Consider the following 8,725-nt stretch of genomic DNA (forward strand, 5'->3'; position numbering starts at 1 on the left):
CGCTCAGCCTACCCGCAGCCTCTCAATTATCCCCTTGGCCGTCGGCCAATCGTCAAGGCGACGACCCTCGCTCGTCTTGGCCTCAATAGCAAGGAGCAGTGAAATGACTCGATTGAATGTCGCCGCAATGCAATGGAACTCGCTTGACCACATCGCGGACGTCGCGCCCATCGGCGACGGCGACGCGCAATGCCTGGAAGAGATTCGCCAAGTGCTGTTGAAGCACGGCCAGACCGCCCGCTTTGGCGTCTCGCTCTTGCACAGCCATTTCGAGCTCGGGGCTGACGAAGTCCTGCTCGAAGAGACGAACGCCGAGACGCGCGAGCAATGGGTCAGGCCCGTGTCGCGAAAGTATCTGTTGGAGAACGGCATCACCGCGCAAACCACGGTCGTCTCGTTTGACGAGCGCGGCATGAACCGGCTGTGCGGGTGCAACCCTCGCTCTTCCGGCCACTTTCATCTTTAAGGGGGCTGCGGCGACAGCGCCTGACTCGCCGGCGACGCCCTTCGGCGATCGCCTTTGCTTTGACAATCCGCTATGCCTCGCCGCGCCTTGAACGCCATGGGCCGGCGCGGCGCGCGCCGAGGAGCGCGAGCGAAAACCAGAATCATAAAACCACAATGAGCCCAAAACATCACAACCATCCCGCGCCAACGCCTTCAATCGCTGGCCGGGCAAAAGCCGAAATTTCTCCCGGCGCGCCGTGGATCACGGCGCTGGCAGGCGCTTGCGTGGCCGTCGCCGCGCTGGGCGGCTGCGGCAAAAAGACCGTCGAAACTCCGACTGATTCATCGGCCGCGGCCACCGCGGCGCCGAGCGCATACCCCTTGCCGCGCGAATGGAACGACTCGGCCGCAAAGGCCGCGATGGCCCAAGACTCTGGCCCGAAGACCACTTACGTTTGCCTGTTCTCGTTTTCGGACGACGCGCAGCTGGGCACCGATGCGCACCCAGTCGACCGGCCTCAAATTGGCATGAAAAAAATCTCGGCGACTCAAGAGTCGGTCGATGCGACAAGCGCGCAGAAGGCGCAGGAAATAATGGAGACCGCGGTCAACAAGTCTCTTCCAATTGGCCCCTGCACCGCCGACTTGGCCTCGGCGACGATCGACAAGTCGATCCCGCTCGCCAGCTACGCGGACTTGCAGAGCGGCTCGCAAATCGCCGTCCTTTATTACTTTTACGCCAAGGCCCCGTTGCCGGCTGCGGACCTCGCCCATTCATTCGACACGGATTACCAGAACACGAGCGACGCTTTCAAGCGCGAGGACCTCCTCAAAAGCCTCACCCCTCGATACGGGGCCCAGCAAAAAACCGAAGCCGCCTTTCCTTATTTCAAAGTCCGGCTGATGGCTTCGCTCGGCCATTACAACGCGCAGACCAAATCGTTCCCGCTGCTTGGCTTGGGCGTCGACGGCAACTCCCGGCTCAGCATGAACGACAGCTCCGACTATGCGATCGTGCCCCGCGGCGACGCGCGCTTCAGTTCGATCGTCCCCGCGAACGAAGGCCAAGCGCGCTCGTTGGAGTCGAAGGTCAGCGCGAGCGGCCGAGACCGGCTGAGCGTGAATGTCGATTTGTATGTCAAGGCGGCTGACGCGGTGAGCTACGCGGCACGCAAAGACATCGTCGCGAAGGTCGTCGCCGCCCATGTCACCGATGAAGCCGGAGGAACCATCGCGGATATCCAATGACTCCCTTCCCCATTTCGCAGTGAACGGACGCTCTCGCGAGCGGCCCCTCGACAACATCATTCATTGGATACAAACATGTCAACGCAATCGAAACTCGCAAGCGACGAAACGCAAGCAAAGCGGGGCCGCGCCTTTGGCAAAGCCGCCGCCATCTGGTCTTTCCTGGTGTTCACGTCTATCCCCATCTTGAACCTTGTCTTCGGGACTGGACTCGTCCTCTGGTTCGGGACGACGATCTACGGGCGGAGCGCTCGGATGGGCAAAGATTTCGCCTGGCTGTTCGCGGGCGCGGCTCTTTGCATGTTCGGCTTCGCTTTTCCCGCGATCGCTGAAACCTGGCATATGGGGTTCGGGACAGGCTGGGTTCTCGAAGTTGGACTGAACCTCTTCGTTTGCCTCTTCGTCGTCGGCGGACGGCTAGGGCACTTGTTCGCGGCTGACGCTCATTCGTCCAAAGCCGTTGCCTGAGTCGAGTTCGATTCGCGCAGCGCATTGAGCTCGAGAGAAACGGCTTGCTTATGGTTCGTTTGGCAAGCCGCTCGATCACACATGCGGCACCGAGATCACCTAGCCCGCCCCCGAAGAAGCTCACCCCGGATCAAAAGACGACGGTTGCGGTTGATTCAGAGGTTCGTCGGCCTTTGGCGATTGAAAACCGACACATCGCAATAAGGCGTACGCCCTCCTCATGCGGCATGCCGCCGTCGTCCTTGTCGGGCGAACCTGCGCAAGCGCCTCTTCAGCAGAACCTTGGCCCATCGCGCTTTCCGTCGCATCGTGGCCGCAAGGAGGCGAGTCGCCGACACTGCCCCGCGCCAGCGCGCCTTGCGCCGATCTTTCTTTCGCTGCTTCGCCACTGCCCTCCAATAATCCGAACGCTCCTCAGTCATTTCATCAAAGTCGCCAAACTCTATCGTTTCCGGGGGCTCGCCCCACGAATCTTCCGCCTGCCAGACGCCAGGCCAGTTCTCCCAATGCGCGCCATGGACGTCGCCTTGCGACGCCGCTTCGTCCACACAATTCGCTTTGACCTTTTCAATCATGCCGCCTCCGTCGTTGAGCTCCGACGAGCCCTCATGCAAAGGGCGGCGTTCGCGTCGATCTCGGATGTTTTTCTCTTCATTATCGTTGATCGGCCGTGTCGCCTGGCTCCGCCAGCAGCGCATCGGTATGCTCTTGCGCCAGAGCGACGCCAGTGGCGTCCGGCTCGGTCGCCGACTGCGCGCCCACCACGTCCTGCGGCGTTCGCAACGTCCATTTCGCGGGCTTGAACGGGCGGCGTCGCCGCGGATACGCCACGAGCGGCCACACCAACTCGTGAGCATCGCCGTGCGTGAACACGATCATCTTCACGCCTTTGCGATCCCGGGTTCGGCCAAGGCGCGCTAGTTCGAAGGGGCTGTAAAGCGGCACGACCTCGCGAGAATACGAGACGCTGGCGGACTCGCCCGCGCCGGTGCGAGAGACCGACACGTTCCGCCGTTCATATTCGCGCGAGCCGAGCGCGCGGCAAAGGGATTCCGCCGTCTCGCCGGGCATAGTCTGGCCAATGATCAAGACGCCGCACATCGCGATCATCGCTTGCACGGCCTTCTCTCCATAGAGCTCGTCGAGCTGGGCGAAGTCTTGGCACGCCACGACACATCGCACCCCGCGCGAACGCCCGACTTCGAACAAGGGGCGCACGGGAAGCTTGCCCATCTGCGCGAACTCGTCCGCCAAAAACCAAACCTTGCGGCTGTCGTCGTCCTCCATTTCGACACTGTTCACGAGCGCCGCGAAGACCCCGACCATCGCCGACACGTAGCTTTTCGTAAGTTCCTCGTAGGCCCCGTGGCCTTGGAGGATCAGTTGCTTGTGGCTCGAACGGCCCTCCGTCCACTCGACCATGCTGATCCGTCGGTCCTTCGGCGCATCTCCCCATGCGCTCGCCAAATCAAAAATCGACGAACAGAAGGCTGATAGGTTGATCAACACCCCGGTCGACGTCGCGGACGCTCGCTCGACCGCGCGGACCGCTTCCGGATGCCGCGCCTTCATGATCGCCAGCATGGGTTCTTGCGGCAACGCGACCAACTTGGCCAGATCGGCCCAGCCCCAGTCCTCGCCCATCGTCGCGTTCAAATGCGCGAGAAGGCCGACGAGCAGTTGGCGAGACGCGTTCGACCACATCGGGTCGTGGCTTTCACCAATGATCGCGGCAGCAAACCGGCGCATGTCCAACAGATTGCGCATGTCTTTGGCTATATCCCACGCCACGCTGCGCCGGTCCCACGGCGCCACAATTGACGGTTGCGGAAAGCGCGCGGTGAATTCGCTTTTTGGGTCGAAAATCAACGCTTGCTCGCCCGAGTCGACGATTTTCTTGATGAGCGGGCGCATGACGGTCGATTTGCCGGAGCCCACGCCCCCCACAAGAAAGGCGTGCCTCGTCCACATCTCCGCCGGCCAAGGAATGCCGGGGGCGATCTCATGATCCGGATTTTCTCGGGAAGCCTTCGCAAACTTCTTTCGAAGCGCCCTCGCCGCGTCCTCCCCTTCATGTCTTTCGCCGCCGCGCAAAAGCGTCAAGCCATTTTGCGGCGTCAACCAGCCCTTGGCGAACAGCGCAAAGGGAGCGGTGAACATTCCGAGCGCGCACGCTGCCCGCCACTCGATCTGCCCGCGTCCGCTGTCTCCGATCGCCTCCCAGAAGGTTGAATAGCGACGGGAAGCTTCCTCGAAAATCCCTGGCGCGGCCCAGTGCGCGGCCAGTTTCGCCCAATAAGACGCATGGGTTGACAGCGCGCCGTCGGGAATGGGAAGCCACGGGAGAGGCCTCCACAAAGCCCAGAGAGTCATGGCGCCCGCGATGGCGCCGGCCATCGCGCTTGCCCGCGCCCACCCTCCGACGTCTCGGGTTTTGATCGATGGAGCGACCCACGCCCGTTTCCCGCCGCCAATTTCTCCCATTTCCGCCTCCGCCAAAAAGAGCAAGGGCGGCGCTCAGTGCAGATTTGGACACTGCGCAGACGATTGGCAATAAAAGCCGCACGTCGGCGCCAGTTGGCAATTCCTCCCGATTTAGTGATTCTGCCGCCCCAAAGAGCAGACCCGCACGGCGTGACACGCACGCTGGACGGCCCAACGCTCCCGTTCTCTGAGGCTTCATGGATCCTATTGCGACAAACCTAGAAATTTGCTTTGCCTTTTATAAGCTCCACCGCGACGGCCGCCTCGGCGTGCTCGAAGGCTATGCCGCGCGTTATATACACGGCACTTCATTCGCCGAGCCAGCGGACCTTGTGCAAGAAGCTCTAACGCGGGCGCTTGAAGGTTCGCGCCAATGGCCCCTTCGCGCCTCGTTCGTCGTCTTCATGTGTTTGGCGATGCGCTCGATCGCGGAGAGCGACCGAAACCGAAACGGCCAAGAGTTGAGCCGCTCGCGGTCCATTGACGACGAGGACGCCCCGTCGGACATTGTGCCCAACGCGCCCTCGTTGTCCCCTGAAGAAATGCTCGGCCTCATGCAACAGTTGCGGGCGGCCGCGGAAGCGGTCAATTTGGCGCGCAAATCGCTCGGCGAAGACGATGCCCCTGCCAACAACGTCATCGACGGGCTTCTGCAAGGAATGGCTCCCCGCGAGATTCGCGAGCAGTGGACGATGAGCGCGCGCACGTTCGATTCGGCTCGCCACCGAGCCGCCCGCACGCTTCGAGACGCGACGGATCGGGTTTTGTCGGAACGAAACGCTCGCGGAGCAGCGCGAAACAGCGCCTCCGCCCAATGTGGCCGCAACCCGGAGCAAGTGGATCAAACACCAAATATAAGTTCGCGCACCCCTAAGCCACGTCCGGCCCGACGAAGAATGTGATCAGGCCTAGCGGGGCAAATCCTGTTCGCTAGCTAGCGGGCATGCCTTGATCGGCATGCCCGCTTTTAGCCATCCTGCCGCCGCTCTCGCAGGCGGAATGAATGACTAGCCGTGCGCGGAATTGAGGCCGAATTCCCTCGCTTATCGGACCGCTTCCTTTGGCCGCGACGGCATAAACTTTCTCTGCCGCAATTCGCGACCAAGGCTATTCGGGCGGCCAACGCCGCGAAGAACGCCACCTAATAAAACAATCGACTGAGAGAGACACCTTGATAAAGAACATAGCGAGAATCAAAAAATTCGGGGTGTTTGAAGACTACACAAAGCCAGCGGCACACAACGACTTCCAGGCAATCAACATCATTTACGGCTGGAATTACTCGGGGAAAACAACACTGTCAAGGTTGTTCCAGTCGTTGGAGGCGAGGTCGATTCATCCGGATTACACCGCAGCCCAGTTCTCGATGAACGACGAAAACGGCGCGCAAATCGACCAATCCAATTTGGGCAACTATGGAGGGACCGCGCGAGTTTTTAACTCGGAGTTCATTGAGAAAAACATTAGCTGGGATGGCGCGACTTTTCACCCTATTTTGCTGCTGGGTGAGGACACCATTGAAGCGCAGAAAACAATCGCCGCAAACTCCGAACTCATTGCTCGTTGCCGAACCGCCTATGCGAAACATCGAAAGTTCGCGGAAGCCGCTGAACAACGAATGAACGCCGATAGGACCGCGGAGGCGAAACGTATCAAGGTCAACCTATCCTTGGTCGAAGCTTTCACCGCCACGCATCTTAATGCGCTATTGGCTGGCTTGGACGCCAGCTCTGCGCCTGGCGCGCAGCTGCGGGACGAAGAGTTGTCGACATGCTTGAAACAAGCGCTGGCATCCGACAAGGACAAGCTGGACCCTGTGCCGCGGGTGCGCCTGCAACCGACCGTTCTCCGCGCGCTGGCGCAATGCAAGCCCCTTCTGAGCAAGGTGCCGCAGCTATCCAGCACCATCGAATATTTGCGCGACCATCCAACCGTGGCGAATTGGGTCGAACAGGGACTGCATTTGCACGAAGCCGCCGAAACGTGCGAATTCTGCGGAAGCGAATTGACCCGACAACGCGTGGACGCGCTGCACGCTCATTTCTCAAAAGATCTTCTTCAGTTCAAAACGCAATTGACGCAAAAAACTGGGAAAGCTACCTGCGATTCCTGATCGATCGGATCGAAGCGGTGGGAATTCTAGTCATGCGGTCCGGAATAGTGGGAAATAACACCCATAGGCCGCTTTCGGTTGATGAATTTCGAGGCTTCGTTGTCGCAGATCCCTATGCCCCCGTCATTTTTATCAACGGCAAAGACGCGCGCGCTGCACAGATCTTCACTCTGATTCATGAGTTAGCCCATATTTGGTTAGGTGCCAGCGGCGTCTCTAATGAGAGGCTTGGAGATACGCATCATCGCGATGCCGATGTGGAAAAGATTTGCAACGCTACTGCTGCCGAGTTCTTGGTTCCGGCCTCTGAGCTTCGCACCCGCTGGAAGGGGGATATTGACTTCTCCACACAAGTCCGAGATCTCACACGTGTCTTCAAGGTCAGCGGCGTTGTAATAGCTCGACGCGCTACTGAGCTTAAGCTTGTAAGTTGGGAGGAGTTTTTTGCGTTTTATCAGCGAGAACGAGAAGCGTGGGCGACTACAACGAAGAAAGCTTCTTTGTCCGACACGCCTACTTTCTGGGCGCGAACGATCCGTACAAATCCCTTAGGACCACCCTCAAGGCTGAGATCGACGAGGACGCATGGGCTACGCTGAACAGCGACATATCGCGACCGTTCGACAAGCCGAAGTCAGGACGCATCGCGGTGAAGGTAATCAATCACCTGGGGGATGAGGTCATGAAGGTGTTCCGGATCGAAGCATAAAGGCCAAGGAGCAATTCATGTTCGTCGATCCGACTTCGCTAAACGTTGCGCAACTGACGTCGTTTTCTGGGACGCTAAACATCAGTCCGTCCCAGAGTTCCTATGAACGCAAGAAATCAGCGTTTGCGCAACCGGGAACGAGGATCACAAAGAAGTTGACCCGTTCTCACTCCGAATCCGGGTTCGTCGAAGTCAAGGCGCGCTCCGTGGCTTTTGCGAAGAATGCTGTGAAAATCCGGCCTATCGACTAATCGAAAGAAGGTAACCGTATGGACTTTCGCATCGCCGACACTTTCACCGACAGCCTTGCCCGGCTGACCGGCGAGGAGCACTTCCCATCAGATTCGCGTCCAAGCCGATCGTCTGCTGGGGCCGGAAGTGTCAGACGTGGACGGCAACACCGAGGATCGGCGTGGTGCCGTGTCGGTGTTCAATGGCCCGGAGCCCGTGATCGGTCTCTTCGGCGATGAAGAGCAGGAGATCTGCGCCGTGGCGGATTGGTTGCGAGCGCGGATCGCAGAAGGCATGTCTGCGCGCGGTATCGGCCTCTTTGTGCGCTCGGATGCTCTGGTAGGGCGTGCGCAGGCCGCTGCCAATCGTGCAGCCTTGGGGTATACGGTACTGGATGGCAGACTGGCCGCGATCACCGCGATGCCTGGAGCAGCGCCCGACGCGCTAAACATCTGCACGATGCACTTAGCCAAGGGGCTGGAATTCCAGGCTGTTGCAGTAATGGCCTGTGACGATGACGTTTTGCCGCTGCAGGAGCGTGTCGAATCCGTGGCCGACAAGGCTGACCTGAAAGAGGTCTACGACACAGAGCGGCATCTGCTGTATGTAGCGTGCACGCGGGCCCGTGATCGGTTGCTCGTCACGGGCGTCGAGCCCGGGTCGGAGTTTCTGGAAGACATGCAGGACATCGCGCAAGCTTCATCGGATATTCCTTCCCCCCTCCTCTCTCGGCCTCGCCTGCACTTATTACGGTAGTGTTTTCGCGACAGCACGATGCCCGCGAGGCGGTGTCTCGGATTTTGTGTCAGCGGGTTTTCGTTTAAGCCGGCGACATCCGATCTTCAAACTGGGGAGCAGCAACATTTGCGCAAAAGTCGCGGTTTCCTTCGAAGAGCAGCGCAGGAAACCGCGGCTTTTGTCACCTAACCATCTAGTCCCGCCACCCCCGAGCCTGTCCAAAATTTTGTGTGTAAGGCATAACATGTCGCAAAGGAGCATGTATGCCACGCAAACCGAAGGCGGCC

Annotated in this window: 8 protein-coding genes and 2 pseudogenes; 9 read left to right on the plus strand and 1 reads right to left on the minus strand. The window is 59.7% G+C overall.

Translation table 11 applies throughout. From position 1 onward, the window contains the following. Positions 1-103 precede the first annotated feature (103 nt). The 3 genes from AWB69_RS01480 to AWB69_RS01490 all read left to right on the plus strand — a co-directional run bounded on the left by AWB69_RS01480 (position 104) and on the right by AWB69_RS01490 (position 2,163). Positions 104-466 carry a hypothetical protein gene (locus AWB69_RS01480; protein WP_062081285.1) on the plus strand — a complete coding sequence of 121 codons (363 nt, stop codon included), beginning with the start codon at positions 104-106 and terminating at the stop codon, positions 464-466. 155 nt (positions 467-621) lie between these two features. Continuing rightward, positions 622-1,695 (plus strand): hypothetical protein, encoded by a 1,074-nt coding sequence (locus AWB69_RS01485; protein WP_062081287.1) that lies wholly within the window; start codon positions 622-624, stop codon positions 1,693-1,695. A gap of 75 nt (positions 1,696-1,770) precedes the next feature. After that, positions 1,771-2,163: a hypothetical protein gene (locus AWB69_RS01490; RefSeq protein WP_062081289.1), complete on the plus strand. Its 393-nt coding sequence runs from the start codon at positions 1,771-1,773 to the stop codon at positions 2,161-2,163. A 654-nt stretch (positions 2,164-2,817) separates the two neighbouring features. On the opposite strand, the gene AWB69_RS01500 is transcribed toward AWB69_RS01490, so the two are convergent. Beyond that, positions 2,818-4,647 carry a type IV secretion system DNA-binding domain-containing protein gene (locus AWB69_RS01500; protein WP_231936941.1) on the minus strand — a complete coding sequence of 610 codons (1,830 nt, stop codon included), beginning with the start codon at positions 4,645-4,647 and terminating at the stop codon, positions 2,818-2,820. Positions 4,648-4,844: 197 nt separating this feature from the next. Here AWB69_RS01500 and AWB69_RS01505 point away from each other — a divergent pair, with 197 nt between their 5' ends. From AWB69_RS01505 to AWB69_RS01525, 6 genes and pseudogenes are all read left to right on the plus strand, one after another. Beyond that, positions 4,845-5,549 (plus strand): RNA polymerase sigma factor, encoded by a 705-nt coding sequence (locus tag AWB69_RS01505; RefSeq protein WP_062081295.1) that lies wholly within the window; start codon positions 4,845-4,847, stop codon positions 5,547-5,549. Positions 5,550-5,818: 269 nt separating this feature from the next. Continuing rightward, the gene (locus AWB69_RS01510; RefSeq protein WP_062081297.1) at positions 5,819-6,760 is read left to right on the plus strand and encodes an AAA family ATPase; all 942 of its coding nucleotides are present in this window, start codon (positions 5,819-5,821) and stop codon (positions 6,758-6,760) included. A 32-nt stretch (positions 6,761-6,792) separates the two neighbouring features. Next, a pseudogene (locus AWB69_RS50685) lies at positions 6,793-7,158 on the plus strand (ImmA/IrrE family metallo-endopeptidase); the annotation flags it as partial. A gap of 80 nt (positions 7,159-7,238) precedes the next feature. Beyond that, positions 7,239-7,469 (plus strand): annotated as a pseudogene (locus tag AWB69_RS01515) (hypothetical protein); the annotation flags it as partial. Positions 7,470-7,486: 17 nt separating this feature from the next. Further along, positions 7,487-7,720 (plus strand): hypothetical protein, encoded by a 234-nt coding sequence (locus AWB69_RS01520; protein WP_062081301.1) that lies wholly within the window; start codon positions 7,487-7,489, stop codon positions 7,718-7,720. Between the two features lie 136 nt (positions 7,721-7,856). Next, entirely contained in the window at positions 7,857-8,456 is a 600-nt protein-coding gene (locus AWB69_RS01525) for a 3'-5' exonuclease (RefSeq protein ID WP_062081303.1), read from the plus strand. Positions 8,457-8,725 lie beyond the last annotated feature (269 nt).

It is taken from the genome of Caballeronia udeis (assembly GCF_001544555.2).
GTDB classification, from domain to species: domain Bacteria; phylum Pseudomonadota; class Gammaproteobacteria; order Burkholderiales; family Burkholderiaceae; genus Caballeronia; species Caballeronia udeis.